Origin of the sequence: Zavarzinella formosa DSM 19928 (assembly GCF_000255705.1) — a bacterium.
GTDB lineage: Bacteria > Planctomycetota > Planctomycetia > Gemmatales > Gemmataceae > Zavarzinella > Zavarzinella formosa.
Window position 1 is genome coordinate 1 of record NZ_JH636458.1, and the last position, 19173, is coordinate 19173.

17 protein-coding genes and 1 pseudogene are annotated in these 19173 nt (G+C 59.6%); 16 read left to right on the forward strand and 2 right to left on the reverse strand.

The genetic code is table 11. The features are described 5' to 3' along the window. Positions 1–652: pseudogene (locus BGIM_RS56475) on the reverse strand (hypothetical protein); the annotation flags it as partial. 919 nt (positions 653–1571) lie between these two features. On the opposite strand from BGIM_RS56475, the gene BGIM_RS64475 reads away from it, so the two are divergent. From BGIM_RS64475 to BGIM_RS0147120, 4 genes are all read left to right on the forward strand, one after another. After that, complete coding sequence (locus BGIM_RS64475) at positions 1572–3125, forward strand: hypothetical protein (RefSeq protein ID WP_029632201.1); 1554 nt, start codon at positions 1572–1574, stop codon at positions 3123–3125. Beyond that, positions 3068–3808, forward strand: coding sequence for an ATP-binding protein (locus tag BGIM_RS59650; protein WP_029632203.1), 741 nt, complete (start codon positions 3068–3070; stop codon positions 3806–3808). Before BGIM_RS64475 ends, BGIM_RS59650 begins: the two co-directional genes overlap by 58 nt. Before the next feature lie 849 nt (positions 3809–4657). Then, complete coding sequence (locus BGIM_RS0147115; RefSeq protein WP_020476522.1) at positions 4658–5740, forward strand: Pvc16 family protein; 1083 nt, start codon at positions 4658–4660, stop codon at positions 5738–5740. Positions 5741–5787: 47 nt separating this feature from the next. Beyond that, complete coding sequence (locus BGIM_RS0147120; RefSeq protein ID WP_020476523.1) at positions 5788–7728, forward strand: phage tail sheath family protein; 1941 nt, start codon at positions 5788–5790, stop codon at positions 7726–7728. On the opposite strand, the gene BGIM_RS56485 is transcribed toward BGIM_RS0147120, so the two are convergent. Then, positions 7717–8907 carry an ISAs1 family transposase gene (locus BGIM_RS56485; protein WP_020476524.1) on the reverse strand — a complete coding sequence of 397 codons (1191 nt, stop codon included), beginning with the start codon at positions 8905–8907 and terminating at the stop codon, positions 7717–7719. The genes BGIM_RS0147120 and BGIM_RS56485 overlap by 12 nt on opposite strands. On the opposite strand from BGIM_RS56485, the gene BGIM_RS66320 reads away from it, so the two are divergent. The 12 genes from BGIM_RS66320 to BGIM_RS56505 all read left to right on the forward strand — a co-directional run. After that, complete coding sequence (locus BGIM_RS66320) at positions 8879–9190, forward strand: hypothetical protein (RefSeq protein WP_193789103.1); 312 nt, start codon at positions 8879–8881, stop codon at positions 9188–9190. The two genes, BGIM_RS56485 and BGIM_RS66320, sit on opposite strands and share 29 nt — an antisense overlap. 37 nt (positions 9191–9227) lie before the next feature. After that, positions 9228–9665: a phage tail protein gene (locus tag BGIM_RS0147135; RefSeq protein ID WP_020476526.1), complete on the forward strand. Its 438-nt coding sequence runs from the start codon at positions 9228–9230 to the stop codon at positions 9663–9665. 162 nt (positions 9666–9827) lie between these two features. Then, positions 9828–10463 carry a hypothetical protein gene (locus tag BGIM_RS0147140; protein ID WP_020476527.1) on the forward strand — a complete coding sequence of 212 codons (636 nt, stop codon included), beginning with the start codon at positions 9828–9830 and terminating at the stop codon, positions 10461–10463. A gap of 47 nt (positions 10464–10510) precedes the next feature. After that, entirely contained in the window at positions 10511–10867 is a 357-nt protein-coding gene (locus BGIM_RS56490) for a hypothetical protein (RefSeq protein WP_020476528.1), read from the forward strand. A gap of 17 nt (positions 10868–10884) precedes the next feature. After that, positions 10885–11019, forward strand: a complete 135-nt coding sequence (locus BGIM_RS68610) for a DUF6760 family protein (protein ID WP_020476529.1) — start codon at positions 10885–10887, stop codon at positions 11017–11019. Continuing rightward, entirely contained in the window at positions 11016–12476 is a 1461-nt protein-coding gene (locus tag BGIM_RS0147155) for a hypothetical protein (RefSeq protein WP_020476530.1), read from the forward strand. The genes BGIM_RS68610 and BGIM_RS0147155 overlap by 4 nt, the downstream gene beginning before the upstream one ends. Before the next feature lie 3 nt (positions 12477–12479). After that, entirely contained in the window at positions 12480–13166 is a 687-nt protein-coding gene (locus BGIM_RS0147160) for a CIS tube protein (protein ID WP_020476531.1), read from the forward strand. Positions 13167–13172: 6 nt separating this feature from the next. Further along, complete coding sequence (locus BGIM_RS56495) at positions 13173–14378, forward strand: phage late control D family protein (RefSeq protein WP_020476532.1); 1206 nt, start codon at positions 13173–13175, stop codon at positions 14376–14378. 14 nt (positions 14379–14392) lie between these two features. Then, the gene (locus tag BGIM_RS56500) at positions 14393–15046 is read left to right on the forward strand and encodes a phage baseplate assembly protein V (RefSeq protein ID WP_020476533.1); all 654 of its coding nucleotides are present in this window, start codon (positions 14393–14395) and stop codon (positions 15044–15046) included. A gap of 28 nt (positions 15047–15074) precedes the next feature. After that, a complete protein-coding gene (locus BGIM_RS0147175) occupies positions 15075–15356 on the forward strand; it encodes a PAAR domain-containing protein (protein WP_020476534.1) in 282 nt (93 codons plus the stop codon). Between the two features lie 60 nt (positions 15357–15416). Continuing rightward, positions 15417–15833 (forward strand): GPW/gp25 family protein, encoded by a 417-nt coding sequence (locus BGIM_RS0147180; protein WP_020476535.1) that lies wholly within the window; start codon positions 15417–15419, stop codon positions 15831–15833. Next, on the forward strand, positions 15830–19173 hold a 3344-nt coding region (locus tag BGIM_RS56505), incomplete at its 3' end, for a baseplate J/gp47 family protein (RefSeq protein ID WP_193789104.1). The genes BGIM_RS0147180 and BGIM_RS56505, both read left to right, overlap by 4 nt.

The window sequence follows — 19173 nt, forward strand, 5'->3', positions numbered from 1 at the left end:
AGATGCAACGATAGGGGGCCAAAATGGGGGCTAGCGTGGCAAAGCCCCCGCCCTCAGCCGTTCGTGCGTTGGCAACAGCCACTCCGGGCGGGGCAGTTGAACTCGGGCGTTCGGCCGACGGAGGGCATGCGGGTGGCGAAGAAGCGGAGGCGCCAACCAGAGCCTGTGGCGTCCTCCCGCGCGTCTTTGCCGTCCATCGTCGAGGAGGCCGTGGCGTTCCTCCAAGCCCGCACCGCCCCCCGATTTCGCGGAAGAAAAAGGCGGCCGCCGCCGCCAGGCCCAACACAATGATCCCGCCCCAACCAATGGTGTCCTTGATCTCGCGAAATCTTCCCTCCAGTCTCCAGTCTCGTTTCGGCGTCGTCGCGGCCGGTTTGGGGAAGGAAGCCGGGGATGTCGCCGCCGCGGGCGGACCGGGAGAAGCGGTTGACCGGCGGTGTTCGTCGGCCAGGGACATCGGCGCGGGAAGCGACAGGCCCTCCGCCCCCGTGAAAACCATGTCGTCAATCTTCCGCCCGTCCGACCTCGCCATGTTGAAGCGACCCTCGACACGGACTCTGGCGCCCGCCTCCTGGGAGAACCATGTTCCCCGGAACCCGACGAACCTCGTGTCCGGCCGGGAGCCGTCGATTTCCTGTGTGAACTCGAACATGTCGTTTGGATCCGACGCCGATTTGTCCGTGAAATATGTGTCGATCAACGGCTGCATCCGGGGGGTGACAAACGGCCTGCCGGACGGCCGCGTCCGACGAATCATGGGTGAAGCAGCAAGCCAGAAACCTGAACATGTTCTTCGCCGACCAACCCCAAAAGCCAACGCACCTGATCATGGACAACGACACCAAGTTCACTGCCGGCTTCAGCCGGCTCCTTAAAAGTTGGGGATTAAACTATTACGAACAGCCATTCGAGCGCCTGATCAGAACGCTTTCTGCGAGCGGGCCATCCAGACGGTGAAGCAAGAGCGCCTGGACCACTTCCTTGTCTTCGGTGAACATCACCTCCCCCGCCTGTTGACGGAGTTTCTGGAACATTTACCACGAAACGCGTCCGCATCAGGGAAAAGAGACTCTGGCGTTGCTGGTCGCCAGCGTCGAACGACTCCGAAACGTCCCTCGCGGCGATTACGAGATCGTTTGCCATGAACAACTCGGCGGCCTCGTGAAACACCACAAACAACGCGAGACCTGAAACTTTTTGAAGTCAAAACCGACGCTTCCCAGGCGGCTCCGCGCGCCGAAATAATCCTTAATCCCGCCCGACCAAACGATGCGTCCAAAAAGTGACAGCTGGAGTAACGGGATTCCGTCGTTTGTGTCGAGAAACACTGTCCGATTTGCATGACAGTGACTTTTTGCACAACGCGGGAGTTCATTAAAATCAGATACTATAATATTATTAGTATTGTTATAATATCTGATTTTCTATTTTTCCTAGATCATAATATTGATCCATTTTACCCAAATAATCTTGACAATTCATTTAACCAGTTTAACCTAACCAACCTATAGACTCCATCTTGCTGATTTGACGATCATTTTAAATCCTGATTCCGAAAGATGAATGTCCCAATGTTCTCGCGAGAAGATCTGCTCCGATCTTTGGGACACTTGGATAAGATTCTTGTCCCCGCAATTCGGCGGGCTGAAAAACAATTCGGAGTGCGATACGGCGAAGAAGCTTGTTTTCGCGGGTTGTTTGTCGAGTCAAAAGATGCCTTGCGATGTGTCGAGCATCAATGTGATCGGAACAGCGTAATTCCGGATGAACTTGCCAAATGGCCTGAAGAGATTGCAAACGATCCGCTTTACAAAAACTTGCGGGCGAGTTTTTCGCAATTCAATCCGATTGATTTTGGTTTGCTGCTTCTTGCCCTCGCCCCGGAATATCAATCTTGCTACGAACAAGTTTTTGGCTTTTTGCAAGACGATGTCACGCGGCGTCGCGTTTCCGTTGAATTGGCGATTGGACTCTTTGATCCGCTCGGAAATTTAGGAGCCGCCGGTCGGTTGAACGACTGTGCCGCGCTCCAATCGAACCGGATGATTGAGCTTGCGAGTCCGCCTGACGGGAGGACCGGGTGGGCCGCGAAAATACTCCGATTGGACGAGCAATTCTTTCGTCTGTTGCATGGCTTCGCCATTTTGGATAGTCGCCTGGATGGCATTGCCGAGGTTGTTCATCCCAGAAGCGACCTGCTTCGGGTCTCGATATCCGAAGGGCTTCGTCGCACGCTTGAACAACTCTCGCAGACATCCCCGGTGCGTTTGCATTTGCACGGTCCCGATGGGCGGTTAAATTTACGCGTGGCGGAAGGGCTTGCCCGGCAACTGAAAAAAAATCTGCTGGTGGTCGAAATCGGTTTGCTGACGGCATCCGCTCGTTCGCCGGCGGAGTTGACTCGAATCCTGCTCCGCGAAGCAAGTTGGTTCAAGCATCTCGTTGTCGTTGTCGGCCTCGATTCCCTCCTCGGGACCGAGCGGCAACACAACTGGGAACAATTCACGTCCATACTGAGCCGACACGCCGGGGCGAGCATCATTTTCACCGGCAGCCATGCGCGATTGCCGCCGACCCCGCATCCATTGGGAACGATCACCGTCGAGATCGCCCTGCCCGATGCCGATGAGTGCTTCGAACATTGGACCAATCAATTAACCGCCGCGAAAATCTCGCTCGGCATCAACGACATAAAAATGTTGGCCGAGCGTTACACGCTCACACGCAGCCAAATCGAACTATCTGTCGCCGACGCGGGGTCGCGGGCGAAATTGCGGAACGCCCAGGCGTGTCCGCCGCGTAATTCAAATGTCAGCTTCGATGACTTGGCAATCGCCGCCCGTAATCAAGGCGGTCGCAATCTTGAACTGCTCGCCAACAAGATCACGCCGCAGATCAGCCTAAAGGATGTCGTGGTGTCCGACGACGTGCAGGCGCAATTGCACGAAATCGCCTCGCGCGTGCGGAATCGAGGCTGGGTGCTGCGTGAGTGGGGGTTCGCTCATCGACGATCATATGGCCTCGGCGTGAACGCGCTTTTTGCAGCCCGCCGGGCACGGGCAAAACAATGGCGGCGGAAGCGATTGCGCACTCCGTCGGCAAAGACTTGTACAAGATCGACCTGACCACCGTCGTCAGCAAGTACATCGGTGAGACCGAACAGAAGTTGGAGCAAGTATTTCTCGCCGCCGAAGCAACGCAGGCGGTGCTGTTCTTCGACGAAGCCGACAGTTTGCTCGGAAAACGGTCCGAGGTGAAAGACGCGCATGATCGCTACGCCAATCTTGAAGTGAGCTATCTGCTGCAGCGGATGGAGCGCTACGACGGCTTGATTATTCTCGCGACCAATCTGCCGGGCAATTTGGACAGCGCGTTTGTGCGGCGGATGGCGGCCATTGTTCATTTTCAACAACCCACGGCGAACGAGCGGCGCCGGCTTTGGCGCAAGGCCTGGCCGGCCAACGAGCGTGGCGTCATCACTGTGCCGCTGGCTTCCGAGCCGCGCATGGCTGTTGACCACGACTATCTTGCGGAACGGTTCGACTTCACAGGCGGCAATATCAGCAATGTGGTGTTCGCGAGTGCGTTTGCCGCCGCCGAGCGACATTGGTTTCGGTTCGTGACGATGTGGGACGTGCTTCAAGGCGTCCGGCGAGAGTTTCAAAAACTCGGCCAGTTGATGACCGACGAAGAACTTGGCTTGCATCAGTTCATGCCGCCGCCATCGCGGCCGCCCGGCGGCCATGGAAATGTGAACGCCAACGGATGGCATGCGGGTGTCTATGCGGGGGCGAGCGATGCGGCATGACCTCCCGCGGGCGGACGGCGAGCCATTGACTCCGGAATTGCTGATCCGGTGGCAACGTCAGGCGGGAAATCAAGCTGTTTTGAGATTGGTGCGGGCGATTCGCCTCGTGAACGTCGGCGACGCGGCAGGAAGCGTTGATCCGGGTGGGATCGACACCGGACACTCGGATTCCGCGAGTGGAAACGCGGAACCTGCGACGTGCGCGGGGGGGGCCGAAGGGCGGGTATCGGGTGTGGCCGATTCAGGCCGGGGTCAGTCGGTCGACAGGACGGACATCTCGTCCGAAAGGTCCGCGAGCCATGACGTCGGCGATCATTCCGCGGCAGGCGAGGAAGCCCGCAATCGCGCAAGTTCGAAGCATTCAAACGGGATGTTTCGGGGATTGTGGCGGCGGGCGCTCCGGCGGTTGGTGTGTTGGTTGACTGCAGGGTTGCTTGGTCGGCGTAACGGTTCGCCGACAAACCACGACGGCATGAAAACGCCGGTTTCAAAAGGTGCGAAAGGGGAGCGCTGATTCGCCCGCGGCCCCAAAGACACGAGAGTGCGAGTAATTGACAAATATCGAAACCAAGAAATAAATTTGTTTGAATCCAGGTGATTGTGCTTGTTGTGACAGTGTGTTTGAACGGCTTCAAAAAGTGAAATATCAGGCATGTTGTGATGGCGCGCGACCAAGTCGTCGCGATAGCATCATCGCACTTGGCCTGCGCGGCTAAAATGCCGCAATCATGTGTCCGATTATCGAACTCGCAGACTCGACGCGGCTTCACTGAAAAATAGTCCAGTGAAAACTAATCAGTGATGAGCGACATAAGTTTTGGCGCACTTAAGAAGTGCGATTAATCATACATGCTAGAGCTGTTCTCACAATTGCTCAAAGACTACCTGGCGCAACAAGAAGTCTCGCCGGTCGGGCATATTACGTTCGGTCCGCCGAACCAAGCGTATGTGCTGGGGTTGCCGCAGGGGGCGTCGGTCAACATCTATCTGACGGACGTGCGGGAGAATCGCAAGCTGCGAACAAACGAGCGATTCCACGAGAACCCGGCGCCCGGCGGCAAGGGCCTGATCCGCGAGTCGTCATACCCCGCGTGGGTCGATGCTCACTATCTGATTAGCGCGTGGGATTCGGCCAAAGATCCAAGCATCCAAGCCATTAACGAACAAAAAATTCTCAGGGCAATTTCGGCATCCTTGCTCGCGGGCGACCCGTTTACTCCGAGCGTCGTTTACGCCGATCCGGCCGAGGCGGAACTTCAGGCGCTCGCGGCCGTCGTCGGGGCCGCCGCGGCCGAAGCCGCCGTGGCGGCATTTATCGCCAACCGTCGCAGCCTGCTCAACGCCTGGCCGCCGGAATTGCGGGAGCCGGGGCTGTTTTACACTGTGTTGCCGCCCGAAGGCTTTCCGAAGCTGTCCGAGTTCTGGACCACGATGGGAAACGCAGCCTGGAAACCCGCGATCTACCTTGTGGCGGCAGTCCCCGTCCCCTTGGTGGAAGCATTCGAGTTCCCGGCCGTCACGACAATGAGGACGACCACCGGCCAGCGTGTCGGCGGCGCGCAACAGATCATCTACGCCCGCGACGAAGACGGCTATCGCAGCGGCACTAATCAGGAGTGGTATCAGATCGGCGGTGTTGTCACTGTGTCGGCGTCTCTGGCGCCGGTGAAAGGGGCCAGAGTGACGCTGCAAATTGCAGGCAACGACACGGCTGACCCGCCGATCCCGCCCCTGATGTTGCAAGAGGCGAGAACGGACGAAATCGGCAGGTATCAATTTTTGTTCGCCGGCCCCCTGCCATGCGTGCAGCGCAAGTTTCAAGTGCTGGTCCAAAAGACCGGGTTGCGGGCCCCGCCTCTCGACGTGGTGTTAACCCCGGCCGAACCATTCCCGCACGATGTGGCGATGCAATCCGCGGTATTTGGGCAATGAGGATGACTCATGAGCAACTTCCCCTCTCGTAAGCAAGGAGTAACGGCATGACGGTCGCGGTGTCTTATCCCGGCGTGTATATCGACGAGTTCGCCCCCGGCGCGCCGGTCCAGGCGGCAAGCACGAACATTGCCGCGTTTCTCGGGCCGCTGCTTAAGGGCCCGGTCGTCGGGGCCAAGGGGCCGATTAAAGATCCGGTGAAAGTGACGAGTTGGGATCAGTTCAAGGCAACGTTCGGCGCACGCCCGGCGCCGGGCTTTTTTACCTGGTACGCCGTCCGGGGATTTTTCGAAAACGGCGGCACGGCCTGCTACGTCTCCCGTGTCACGAACGCCACGTACGTTAGCAGTGTGATTGCCAACAAGCAGCAACAGGCCCTCGCGGATATATATTCGATCGACGTGGGGGCGGTCACCACGCAAATTCTTGTCGATTTTCAAAATCCGTTGACCCCGTTGTTGCCGACAGGGGCCAAGCTGTTCAAAACCGTTATTTCGGGCGTCACGGTTAACGGCAGCGAAATAACCATCGCCCAAAAAAGTGATCCCGGTGATGGCTCCCCCCCCAATGACGCGAGGAACTTCCGCGTGGGCGATTGGGTCGTGGTACGCAAGGATGATCAACCGCTCGGCAAGCCGGCGCGCGTGCGCACCGTGACTCCCACCGGCTTGGTGATCGACGAGCGCTACGGGCTCAACATCACGGACGCCGAGGTTCGCCTGGTTTACAACATCGGCGGGGATGTGCGGGTGGAGGTGCCTGGAAAACCGGAGGAACTGCCGCCTGACGCCCTCAGCGTCGGCACGACCGTCCAGTTCAAGGCGCCCATTTTCGACGGCCCGGACAACACGGACACTCAAGTCATCGAGGCGACTCGCGCCGAACAAATCACGAAGAACTTCCGAACCTATCGCCTGACGTTGCGTGACGGTTTTCGCACGCAGGTCGATCCCACGGCCGATGTCGGCGTCACCACGCTGACGTTCCACGTCGAGATTTCACAGGGCGGTTCGCCGTTGCGATTCACCCACCTCGCCTCGGACCCGGTCAGCGCTCGGTACTATGTGAAAGAAATCAATCGCGCCGGTCATTTGGTTCGGGTTGTGGCCAAAGACCCGATGCCGTTCGTTCATCCGGACGGTCTGGTTCCCAATCTGTCGCCCGTCTCGCTTGTCAGCAATGGTGATTTTGGGAAACCGGAAACACTCGATAAGTTGTCGGATACCGACTTTATCGAAGCGCTGAACAATTTGCGGCGCGCCGGCGACGTCCGTCTCGTGAGCATTCCCGACGGCTACCCGCGCAAAGATGACGACACCCCCCCGCTTACTTCGGCCGTGCAAGCGGCGATGATCGCGCATTGCGAACAGATGGGCGACCGGTTCGCGGTGATTGATGCAAAGCCGGATCTGGAATTATTCGGCGCGGGGCGGGGTGACGGGAACGGCAGTATTGAAACGCAACGCGGTTCGCTCGATTCTCAGCGCGGCTATGCCGCCTTGTATTACCCCTGGATTCGCGTGACCGCCGCCGGAAGCGGCCCGCCGTTGCTCGTGCCGCCGTCCGGCCACATCAGCGGCCTGATGGCCCGCGTGGACAACACAAAGGGCGTGTTCAAAGCCCCCGCGAATGAAACTCTTCAGGGCGCCATCGGCATTGAGCGCACCATGACGGATTCGGAGCACGGGTTGTTAAACGTGCAAGGGATCAACATCATTCGCGTCTTCCGCGAGGGGGGCCGCCCGTACGTGTTCGGCGCCCGCACCACGGCGACCGATTTGAATTGGAATTATGTCAACGTCCGGCGGCTCTTCTTGTTCCTTGAAAAATCCATTCAGGACGGCATCAAGTGGGCCGTCTTCGAGCCAAGCAACAAGGCGCTTTGGGACAAGCTCCGGCAGACAATTTCCGCGTTCCTGACCACGCAATGGAAATCCGGCGCGTTCTTTGGGAGCAGTCCGAAGGAGGCGCAGGGCCTACGCACTTGATTTTCCCGAGGAATCCATCGCCTGACTGATTATTTTTTCCAAATGGTCCGTGTCCCAGCCGGCGAGTTCTCGCGTGCCCTTGATACCGCGTGTCGGATTTCCGCTCTTGATCAGGGCGTGGACCAGTTTCCGTATCAAGCCGAAGTTTTCAGGCCCGTGGCCTTTGCGCAGTTGATGACCGTCCTCCCCGAACACCACGTCCAGTACCCAATGCAACTGGTTCTCCACCAGCCAATGATCACGCACGGCTTGGAGAAATTCATGGGCCGACATCACCCGGCTGGAGATGAAATAGCGAATCTCCATTTCGAGTTGGTCATTGACCATTCGTTCCGTGATGATCACTCCCAGCGATGCCAGACTCTTCCACAACGACTGATGCCGGATCCGGTCCAGCCGGGTGATCACATAACAGATGCGAGTCTCCGTCCGTCCGCGACTGGTCTCTTCCGTCTTTGCATATTCGTCGGCCGCCGGGGCAACTTCGCCCCCGAGCACGGGGGCGGTGGCGGCCATGACATCCTCGTGCAAATGCTCTTGGTTTCCCTTGACGGCCAGCACATAGTCGCCGCCCCCGTCCACGATAGCCGCCGCGATGTCCTTCTGGCACCCCATCGCGTCGATGGTCACCAGCGAGCCCTTCAAATCCAGCAAACTCAGTAGTTCCGGGATCGCCGTGATCTCGTTGGATTTCTCCGACGCGACCTTCCGCGCCAGGCACATCCCGTTCGCGGTCGCAAAGGCATGAACGATGTGCAATCCCTTCAGGCCGCCGGTCTTGTCCGCCGAACCGCACATGGTTTTGCCGTCCACGGCGATCTGTTTCAAGGACAATCGGCCGCCGATTTCCGAAACCCAGTCGGTGAACCGATCCGTCAGAACCTCGGGATTCAACAGGCGAAACACCCGTTGAAAGGTGTCATGCGACGGGATGCCGTTGTTCAGCGTCAGGAAGGTCCGAAACCACGCCTCGCGTCCCTCGGCGAAACGCTCCACGGCCGACCACGAATTGGCCCCGCCCAGCACGGCGCAAATCGCCATCACAATGATGTCATCCAACCGATGAGCCTTGTTATGATTGTTGACGCGAAAATCGGGACAATCTTGAAATCGAATGACAAGCCGGTCGAGCGCGGAGGCTGATTCGGGGATGACTGAACCATTCGTCGTTGGCGTCATGCCCGGTCTCTCACAGGGCGAATTTCGATTTCCTGCTCACCTTATCAATTCCGGGGGGCTCCACCCCGGCCGGTTGCCCCAATTGCCCACGCTTCGCGTTCCAGTGCGTAATCCCTGGAAGGAGGCGTTCTATGTCCGGATCGACGAGACGCTCAACCCGTCCGAAGAACGCCGGCAGGGCCGCCTTAATATCGAGATCGGCATTCAACCAACGTATCCGGCGGAATTTATCATCATTCGAATCGGCATCTGGCAGGGTGGCGCCGAAGTGGCGGAAGGCTAATCAATAGAACCACGCGCAGCGTGAAAGGAGCTTGATTATGGCTCGGGCAAAAGACCCCTATGTGAATTACAACTTCCTTGTGGAGATCCAGGGAATCGTCACGTCGGGGTTCAAAGAAGTATCCGGTCTCGACTCGAAAATTGAGGTCGTTGATTACCGGGAAGGGGGCGACGCGTTCTCGCCCGTCCGCAAACTGCCGGGAAAAGTCACGTTTTCCAACGTTGTCCTGAAAACGGGCTTTGCGGACGACACGACGCTGAGGGACTGGCATTTGCAATGGGTCAAAGGCGAGGCGGCGGCCGACCGCCGCGATGTCACCATTTCTCTCCGAGACCGGGCCGGGAATCACTTGAAAACGTGGACTCTCAAGGAAGCATGGCCCGCCAGTTATCAGGCGCCGTCCTTCAACGCCGAGGCGCACGAAGTCGCCATCTATACGGTGGAACTCGCGCACGAAGGGATTGAGTACAGTTGAGTCGATCATCAATATGTGATCCGGAATGACACATTGTGAACTGTGAATTTTGCGATCCGGCGTTGAGTGAGAAATGACGAATTGATGCGCTGTCAACGCCGACGACACAAGTGCGCTATTTAACATTGTCAGTTGCCAAGCCATATAGCCAAGGAGATACTCATGGATCCGAATGAAAAGCTGTTTGACAAACTGGTCGTCGAGGTTTCTCTGAAGCCTGCCTTTGCCGGACTGGAGGTGAAGGAGCTGAAGCGATCATTGAATGTCTGCGTGTCCGCGATTAACAGCCGGCGGGTGATAATTAAGCCGAGTAATCCGAGGGGTAATAACCATTTGCCCGATCCGTGTGTGCCAGTCGTGATTGATGACAACACTTTCAAGGACACGCCCCCCGAACATTACCAATTCGTGTTCGTCTCGTTTAAATTGGCTTCGACGAATCCGAGGGGAACTTGGTTGTACATCGGCAAAGACGACTTCGTCCCCCAGCATGACGCGAGCAGGGACACGGTTTTCAGATTGGAGGCGGATGCGGTCACTTATTATTCGACCGGGTGCGCCAAACTTAACGAAGCGTTTAAACTGGGGGTGCCACCTAACATCCGGATATTCAATCCCAGCAAAGATAATGTGGCCCTTGATGTCAAAATAGGGATCGGGCCGATTCCGCCCGCGAAGGGAAAGGCGGCCGCCGTCGCCGGAACGGTCGCGGCCGCAGCCGGAGGGGCCGCGGCCGCCCTTGGAGCGGCCGCACTGGCCGCCGCTGAAGACTCGGGCGCCTGCACCAATTTTTCCTGACCACACACAGAGTTTGGTTTAGTGTTTTTTATCTCTGAGATTTAATCATGTTTCGCACGGAATATGAATTTGTGCTTCCAAATGGGTACTTGGACGAGGACGGGGAACTGCACCGCGAGGGTGTCATGCGGCTGGCGACCGCCGCCGATGAGATCCTCCCGCTGAAGGATCCGCGCGTGCAGAAGAACTCCGCCTATCTGGTCATTATCGTCCTCTCCCGAGTCGTCATGCGGCTCGGGGGCCTGGATGGTTTGAACACGAAGCACATTGAGAGCCTGTTCGTCGCGGATTTGGCGTTCCTCCAGCGACTCTACAACCAAATCAACCGCGCGGATGCGGATGGTCAGGCCGACGCGCTCGGAGTGGCGCTAAACGGGAGCGCCCCCCACCCGGGGGGATATTAGGCTACCCGATCAACCAATTGGTCGAGGAGGTAGCCTTTGTCGCTTACCACTTTCACTGGTCGCACAACGAGGTCATGAGCCTCGAACACGCGGAGAGGCGGCGCTGGGTCGCGGCCATCTCCGGCATTAACGAAAGGATGAACAACGGATGATCTTGTCGCGGCACGATATGTTCGGGACAGCGCCGTTCCGGGCGCTTGCGATGGAGAACGCGCTTCGTCCGCTGACGAACGCATTTTGCCTGATCGCCGCCGGACAATACGTCCGCGCCGATCAAGACGTTGCCGCCCTCGATCAGACATACCTTGAAACAACGGCAAACGAGGGCGTTTCAATCAACCGTTTCGCCATCACGGTGTCCCCGCGTTTGATTTGGCAAATGATGAACCTCCCGCCCCGCGCAACGGTTGCCGCCGCAACGGCATCCACCGCCGTTGAGCCGGGGCGGACAGCGCTGCCCGCAAACCACCATCCCGCGGCTCAGAGCCAAACACTCGAACGCTCCGCGCAACAACCACCGCCCGCCATCGAAAAGACCAGCAAACTCGAAACAAGCGTCGACCGCTTTGTCGCGCTTCGTGTGATCTCGCAATGGCTCACTTCATCCCCCGGTGACCCCCGGAACGAACCGTCTTTGGACCGGCGGGCCAGCACGATTCTTGCGAATCCCTCCGCCAATGAATTCGGTTCCGAGCCGATGAAATATCTCAATCCGTCGGAGACGGTCGCCAACGATGCATTGAACAGCCCCACAAGCCTCCACGCGGTCGCATACTTGCCAGTCGGCCAGGAACACGCCACTTCTTCAAACCATGTGTCCTTTCTTCAGGCAACCAACGAACGGCTCACGCCTCGTTCGGTTCCCGCACGGAGTGTCGTTGAGTACGATTTTGCGCCCGTCTCCCTCATGTTTCGCACCACCTCGTCTCCAGTGGCGGGCGGCGGGGCGTTCCCTTTTCCGTTCCCGTTCGTGACGGCCGGTGACCGGGAGGGCCTCGGCAGTCGAGCGGCGTCCGCCAGCGAACTTCGTCAAGGCGGGGGTGAATGGTCGCCGGCAAACACCACCGTCCTTGTGTCGTCGGCGCCGTGTGCTTTGGCTGAACGGCTCATTTCGTCCTCGCCTCCGAATCACCCTCAATACCAAAGTGCGCGGGATATTCGCGAATCACTCTTTGCGAAGGGGAATTTTGGCGGCATCGCGGCCGCCGGTATGTACGGGGGGGCTGATTTTGTTCCCACGATCTTCCGCGCCCAAGCGTCCGCAGGTTCCGGAAAAATTGAGCAGGGACCGAACTCGGCGTCACTGTTCGTCGGCGCCGAAAACGCCGGCGAGTTCGCAGGCACGCTCGTCACGCGGCACCTCCGGACGGAGACCGACGGGGCGGCCTCGCCGATGCCGGTTCCGACGGTGGTCCGGGCGAACCCCGCCACCGCCGCGCCGGGCGCCCCGCACGCGCCCCGTGAATCATCTCCCGCCATGTCGCCGCCTCCTCCGCGGCCCGAACCATTCGGATTGCCTGCGGATTTGATGAGGCAACTGACCGACCAAGTGGTGAATGCCCTTGACAGCCGGACCTTGGCGGCGCGCGAACGCATGGGGAGGTTCTAAAACATGGCCCTCGAAAAAGCCAAAATCTACGACATCAACGGCAAGGAATTGTTCACGGTCCTGTTTAATCCCGAACAATACACCCTCGACCGCAAGAACAGTTTCGCCCAGATCACCGTGCATGGCCTGAGCTCGCCGCTGTTGCAGTTTTCGCACGGCGAATTAAAGACCCTGCAAATGGAGCTTTTTTTCGATTCGCGAGAGAAACACACGTTCGGCACGGTCACGCGAACGCAGGTCAACAGCGACGTCCGGGACGTGGTGGACCAGTTCCTCAACCTCATGAACATCGATTCAGAACTGCACGCGCCGCCGGTGTTGATTTTCAGTTGGGGGTCGTTGAAGTTTCAATGCGTGCTGGCGTCGGCCAGCCAGCAATACACGATGTTTCACGAACGGGGCTACCCGCTGCGGGCCAAACTGAACGTCACGTTTCAAGAGTACACGAATCGCGAGCTCGAAGCCCGGCAAGTCAACCGCCACACGCCGGACTACACGAAGACGCATGAAGTGAACGAGGGCGATACCCTGGCGGGCATCGCGTTTGTCGCGTACGGCGACGCGGGGTTGTGGCGGCCCATTGCGCTGCGCAACGGATTGGATGATCCCCGTCGTTTGCCCGTCGGCGGGAAGCTGGTGATTCCCCGGTTGCCGTTCCGAGCCGCCGGTTCGGACCAGATTTTTGGATGAGCCGCGATGTCACTTGACTACTACATACCGGATTTTCGTGTGCTGATCCACAATGGGCTGGCGCCGGATCACCTCCGACGGGTGATCACTTCCGTCTCGCTGACCACGGGCCTGGAAGGGGCGGATCGCGTTGAGATGACGGTGGCCAATCAGGCTCGCATCTGGGTCGACGACCCCTTGCTCTCGATCAGCAACCCCTTTGAACTGCAGATGGGTTATCTTCCGGACCGGATCGTGCCGATGTTTTCCGGCGAGATTACCGGCGTTGCCGCCAGTTTTCCGAGCAACGGCGTGCCGCAGGTGACGGTGACGGCGCAAGACCGGCGGCATCGACTGAAAGAGGGCCGGCAGGCGGGCTGGCACGCACAGTCGACCAAGGCCGGGAACCAGCCCAAACCCGACGACCAGGTGACCCGCGAAATCGCCGGCAGGTACGACCTTCAAATTCGCCGTGATCCCTCGGGAAACAAACTCGCGGAGATCGTGAGCGCCGCGGCCCAAATCGGCCTGGCTGAAGATCTCGATTCCCGGCAAAAAGCGATCCGCCGGCAAATCAACCAAAGCGATTACGAACTGTTGCGGCAGATCGCCCGCGAAAACGGGTTGGAAATGATCGTGGATCATGCCGCGGCCGACGGCGGCAAAACCCTGCGTTTCTTCTTCCCGCCGGATCGCATTGAGGCCGAAGTCGAGCTCGAATACGGCTATTCGTTGATTGAATTTACGCCCCGCGACAGTTCGGTGGGGCAAGTGCGGTCGGTTTCAACGAATCTGCGCGTTCCCGCCACCGGGAAACAGTACGGCATCTCGCTCGCGGTCAACGACGCGCAATCGGTGCTGACGCTCACGGTGGGCACGAGCCCGGTCCCCGCGGACAAGAAAGACGGCGCGGTTGTGCTGACCGAACCGCTCACGCCCGCCACCGCCCCCCGGCGCTTGCTGGGCGAACTGCTGACTCGCACGAATTCCAAAGTCACCGGCTCCGGGAGCACGATCGGCAATCCCAAGATTCGCGCGGGAACGGTGGTTTGCCTGACCGAGTTGGGACTGCGATTCGGCGGCCTTTATCGCGTCACGTCGGCAACGCACACGATCGATGGCGGCGGCTACAAGACGAAATTCGAAGTGCGAAAAGAGATCGGCCTGAACGGTCTGTCGGCGATTGTGCAGAAAGCGAAGCCGTTGCGCAAACCTTTGCCGGCGAGTTCCTGAGAGCGAGGCGGCCCGTGAGACGATTTGACACCGACGACGGCAATGTTGACCCCATCGGGGGCGGGACGCCCCTGTCGGGAGTCGCGTCGGCCGTGGTCGTCGACAACATCGACCCGACGAATCAAGGCCGGGTGCAATTGGAATTGCCGTGGCTGCCGGATGTGAAGCCGTGGGGGCGCGTGGCGTCGCTTTCCGGCGGTCCTGATCGCGGCATGTACTTCATGCCGCAAGTGGGGGACGAAGTCCTCGTGGCCTTTCAGCACGGCGACGTCCGTGAAGTGTACGTCATCGGGTCGTTGTGGAGCTCCGGGCAGAAAGCGCCGACGAAGAGCGCCCAAGACCCCGTGAATCGCCGGGTCATTGTGACCCCGAAAGGGCACGAGATCGAATTGGACGACAAGGGGAAGACCATCACGGTGACGACGATTGACAAACACAAAATTCGGATCGAGCCGGAGAAGATTGAGATTTCCACGCAAGGCGGCTCGACGAAGTTAACGCTCGGAGCGAGCGGCGAGATCACGGTGAAAGCTGATGCCAGCATTACGTTCGAGGCGCCGGTGATCAGCGTGAAAGCGACTGCCTCATTGGAATTGACCGCTCCGAATTCGACATTGAAGGGCGACGCCTCCTGCGTCATCAAGGGCGGCACCGTGATGATTAATTGAGGCGCCTGTGAGTTTTGGGAGGACAAACATGCCCCCGGCCGCGCGACTGGGCGATCCCACATGCCACCCCGGAGCCATCGCGGGCCCCGGGGTGCCGACCGTGTTAATCGGCGGCACACCGGCGGCGGTCGTTTCGGATTCGCACATGTGCGCGTTTCCGCCTCCGGCGGGACCGCATCCGTCGAATGCGATCATCAAAGGATCGGCGACGGTCATGATCGGCGGGAAGCCGGCGGCCAGGGTGGGCGACCCGACGGGATGCGGGGCGACGATTATCGCCGGGATGCCTTCGGTGTTGATTGCCGGCTGAGGGAGCGCGTTTTTTACAACCGGAGGGAACCGGCGTCACCAACAACAGAGTGCTTGCAGCGTGCCGAACAGCAAAGAAATCGACAGGCCTTTCCTCGGCCGGGGGTGGTCCTTCCCCTTGCGGCTTCACGGGGGCGATTTTGCCACGGCCGTCGCCGAGAAAGACATCGAACAATCGATTCGAATTATTTTGGAGACCGCCCCGGGCGAGCGAGTCATGCGCCCGGATTTTGGCGTGGGACTGCAACGCATGGTCTTCAGTCCGATGAATTACAGCACCCTTTCCGTCTTGCAGTTCCGGATCGAGCAGGGGTTGATGCTGTGGGAACCACGGATTGATGTGCAACAGGTGAAAGTCCGGCCGGATCAGGATCAGCCCGGCCGGCTGTTCATTGACATCCGTTATCGCGTTCGTGAATCGAATTCGATCGGGAATTATGTGTACCCGTTTTATTTGACCGAGGACCGCCAATCGTGATCGAGTTTCGCGATGACCGTTGGACGAGCGTGACCGCCAATCCCGCCGCGCGACTGGCGGACCGGCTGGGGGCGTTCATTCCGGGCTGGCTGCCAGCCGATCTCGGGCCCGGCCAGGCGCTGTTGGCCATCGCGGAGAGGTTTTTCTCGCTCCTCGGCGAACGCTTGGAGAAAGCCCCGTCCAAGGCCCGGCTCGCATTCCTCGACGCGTTGGGCGTCGAACCAATCCCGCCACAATCGGCCCGCGCGCCGGTGGTCATGGAACTCATTCCCGGTTCCGGCCACAGCCGCGCTCCGCTCCGCACGCAGCTTCTTGGCCAGGCCACTGACAGCAGCGAGGCGCTCGTCTTCGAGACGACCGGCGTCATCGGCCTGGCGGCGTCGCGCCTGGTCGAAGTAAAAGCCGTTCTTCCCGGTAACCTGTGCGTGGATCACACGCAAGATGTTCTTGGGGAAAAGCCCTTTGTGTTGTTCTCGCCGTCGCAGCCGATTCCCCGCGAAATGTACCTGGCGCATGATCGGTTGTTCGCGGTGCAGGCCGGTTCGCAGATCGAATTGCACGTCGAACTCGATCAACGTGGCGAATCCGTCGATTCGCACGCCGTGACCGGGCCGCCGAATGTGGTTTGGGAATATTTTGACGGCGGCGGCTGGACGCCGTTTGCCCCCTTCCTGACCGACGATAAGAAAGGCGCGCCGGGCGATGAATACAGCGAGGACGGCACACTCGCGCTGACCCGAAGCGGAACGGTTCGCTTGCTGGTGAGCGGCAAGCCGGCCGGGCAAACGACGGTTCGCGGCGTCAAATCCTATTGGCTTCGAGCTCGCGTTCGCCCGGAGAACTCCGGCGCCGCGTCCGCCGTCACCCCGGTCAATCTTTTGTTACGAAAGATTGACCGGTTTCAGGTCCGCAGCGTGAGCAAAGTCGGCGGCTTCCGCCAGACAGGCGTCACCGAACAACTCCGCAAGAATCCCGGCGAAATGAATGTGCGCATTCGCCTTGTCGATGACAGCGGCGCCCCGCTCGACACGAAGATTTATACGGTTTCCCTCGCGGACCCGAAAAAAGCGTTGGGCGCGCCGCGAATGACGGAGGACGACTATTTCGCCTTCAAGGTCCCGCCAACGGAAGTCGTGAAGGCACAAATTCAATGGCCCGGCCCCTCCAAACCCCTCACGCAGGACATCAATCTAAAGCTGCCAAACCCGGACCGGGACTACGACTTCGAGATCGCACGGGCCGGCCGGTTGCCCACGCTGGCGATGGGCAACGGAGTGGCGGTTGATCCGTCCATGGCGTTTTTTCCCTTCGGCCCGGCGCCGGCGACCGGAGCGGCGTTTCTGTTTGCGTGCCCCGAAATCTTCACCAAGCCCGGCGCGAAAGTCACCGTCTTCACGGAAGTGTCGATGGAACAAATTCCGTCGGCCGCGGCAAAGACCGCCGGGGCGACCGACCCGGCGCTGAACACCGAATTGAAGGTTCGGTGGGAGTATTGGAATGGAACGGTGTGGGCTCCCTTGACGGACTTGAAAGGGGAGCCGGAAAAAAAACTGGCCACGGACGGGAAGGCCGGCTCCCCGGGCGTCGAACAGACGCAGTCCGCGGTGTTGAATTTGTGCCAATCCGGCCGCATTTCATTTGTTGTCCCCTCCAACATGGCCGTCAAAGAAGTGGCGGGCAAAGAGCAATTATGGGCCCGCGCCAATCTGGCCGCCGGTGGCTATCTCGTCAAGAACGGCGGCGTGGTGGTCATCGAGAAAATTGGGGATTCCTCCAAAAACGGAACGTACGACAAGATGTTCCCGCCGCTGGTGCAAAAATTCCGGCTGCAATACGATTATCGCTCGCCGGAAGAACCCGTTTCCTCGTGTCAAACGCACAGCGATTTCCGCTGGACCAACCAAACGACGGCGGCGGCGTTTGGAGGCACGCCGTTTGAGGCGTTTCACCCGGCGGAGGACACCCGGCCGGCGCTCTATCTCGGGTTCACCCGTGCGTTGCCCACCGATTTGATTAGCTTGTTTGTCAATGTGAGCCGTGACCGGCAGGAGGCGGACCTGTCGTGGGAATATCACGACGGCCTTGCGTGGCGGCGACTGGCTCTTGAAACGGACGAGACCCAGGGCTTGTCGCAACCGGGACTCGTGCAGTTCATCTGGCCGGGGACGCCGCTGCTGCCCGACCCGGACCCCGTCACGAAAGCCGAAGGAAAAATCATCACTTTTCTTGACAGCCGCGTCGCGTCCCGGTTTCGTCAAGGAGACCAGGTCGCGGTGTTTCAAGACGACCTCTCCGAAAGCGGGACGGTGGAATCGACCACGGCTGATTCCCTCATTCTTGCCAGCCCGTTGGAGAATATGTTTTCGTCCTCCGCCACCGCCGGGCGGTCGCCGCTGGCGCGGTTTGGCTCGCCCCGCCATTGGGTCCGCCTGGTGTGGCCGCAGGTAACGGCGCCGATGCCCGGCGATCCCGGGGTGATTCAGGTCGGGGGAATTTACCTCAACGCCGTGTGGGTGGAACAAACCAAGTCTGTCGAGAAAGAACTTCTGGGCAGCACCCACGGCAACAATGGTGAAACGTTTGACATTGCCGGTCGTCCGGTGTTGGCGGACGAGACAGTGGAGGCGCTTGAACTCGACGGGTCGATGGCCGAGGCGGGCTGGGAGGTGTTGCTCCATGAATTGAAGGCATCGGGCGCGCCGGAAAGCGATTTGGTGTTGGAACGCGACGAGAAAACCGGCAAATATAACCGCGCGTGGGTGCGGTGGCATGGCCGGTCGAATTTTGCCGGCTCCGGCCCGCTGGACCGGCATTACGTGTTAGATCGGACACGCGGAAAATTGCAGTTCGGCGACGGCCAGTCGGGGCGCATCCCGGCCGTCAACCCGAATAACATTCGGATCACCTACCGGACCGGCGGGGGCAGGCGAGGAAACCTGCCCTCGCGAAATATTAAGATTGCGCTCGGCAACATCGCCGCGGAAACGATTTTCAACCCGGTCGGCGCCACCGGCGGCGCCGACGGCGAAATGACTTCAACGCTTGATCCGACCTCAGCCATCCTGGCCCGCGGCCCGCAACTCATCCGCCACCGTCACCGGGCGTTGCAACCGGTTGATTACGAGCAATTGGCGCGGGCGGCTTCGCCCGGAGTCGCGGCGGCCCGCGTCGTGACCCCGGCGGGTACTCGTTGCGCGGTGCGGGCGGGGGAGGTGCAAGTCATCGTGCTGCCCCATTCCGATGAGAACGAACCGGAACCACAGCCTTCCAAACAACTGCTCGCCGACGTGGCTCAATACCTGAAGGCGCGCGTGCCGGCAACGGTGGCGGGGCGCCCGCC

What these genes read in the sequence shown, in the direction of transcription:
- BGIM_RS0147115 (WP_020476522.1), top strand. Translation starts at nt 4,658, where the DNA reads ATGCTAGAGCTGTTCTCACAATTGCTCAAAGACTACCTGGCGCAACAA.
- BGIM_RS0147135 (WP_020476526.1), top strand. Translation starts at nt 9,228, where the DNA reads ATGGCTCGGGCAAAAGACCCCTATGTGAATTACAACTTCCTTGTGGAG.
- BGIM_RS0147155 (WP_020476530.1), top strand. Translation starts at nt 11,016, where the DNA reads ATGATCTTGTCGCGGCACGATATGTTCGGGACAGCGCCGTTCCGGGCG.
- BGIM_RS64475 (WP_029632201.1), top strand. Translation starts at nt 1,572, where the DNA reads ATGTTCTCGCGAGAAGATCTGCTCCGATCTTTGGGACACTTGGATAAG.
- BGIM_RS59650 (WP_029632203.1), top strand. Translation starts at nt 3,068, where the DNA reads ATGGCGGCGGAAGCGATTGCGCACTCCGTCGGCAAAGACTTGTACAAG.
- BGIM_RS0147175 (WP_020476534.1), top strand. Translation starts at nt 15,075, where the DNA reads ATGCCCCCGGCCGCGCGACTGGGCGATCCCACATGCCACCCCGGAGCC.
- BGIM_RS56490 (WP_020476528.1), top strand. Translation starts at nt 10,511, where the DNA reads ATGTTTCGCACGGAATATGAATTTGTGCTTCCAAATGGGTACTTGGAC.
- BGIM_RS56495 (WP_020476532.1), top strand. Translation starts at nt 13,173, where the DNA reads ATGTCACTTGACTACTACATACCGGATTTTCGTGTGCTGATCCACAAT.
- BGIM_RS66320 (WP_193789103.1), top strand. Translation starts at nt 8,879, where the DNA reads ATGACTGAACCATTCGTCGTTGGCGTCATGCCCGGTCTCTCACAGGGC.
- BGIM_RS56485 (WP_020476524.1), bottom strand. Translation starts at nt 8,907, where the DNA reads ATGACGCCAACGACGAATGGTTCAGTCATCCCCGAATCAGCCTCCGCG.
- BGIM_RS0147160 (WP_020476531.1), top strand. Translation starts at nt 12,480, where the DNA reads ATGGCCCTCGAAAAAGCCAAAATCTACGACATCAACGGCAAGGAATTG.
- BGIM_RS0147140 (WP_020476527.1), top strand. Translation starts at nt 9,828, where the DNA reads ATGGATCCGAATGAAAAGCTGTTTGACAAACTGGTCGTCGAGGTTTCT.
- BGIM_RS0147120 (WP_020476523.1), top strand. Translation starts at nt 5,788, where the DNA reads ATGACGGTCGCGGTGTCTTATCCCGGCGTGTATATCGACGAGTTCGCC.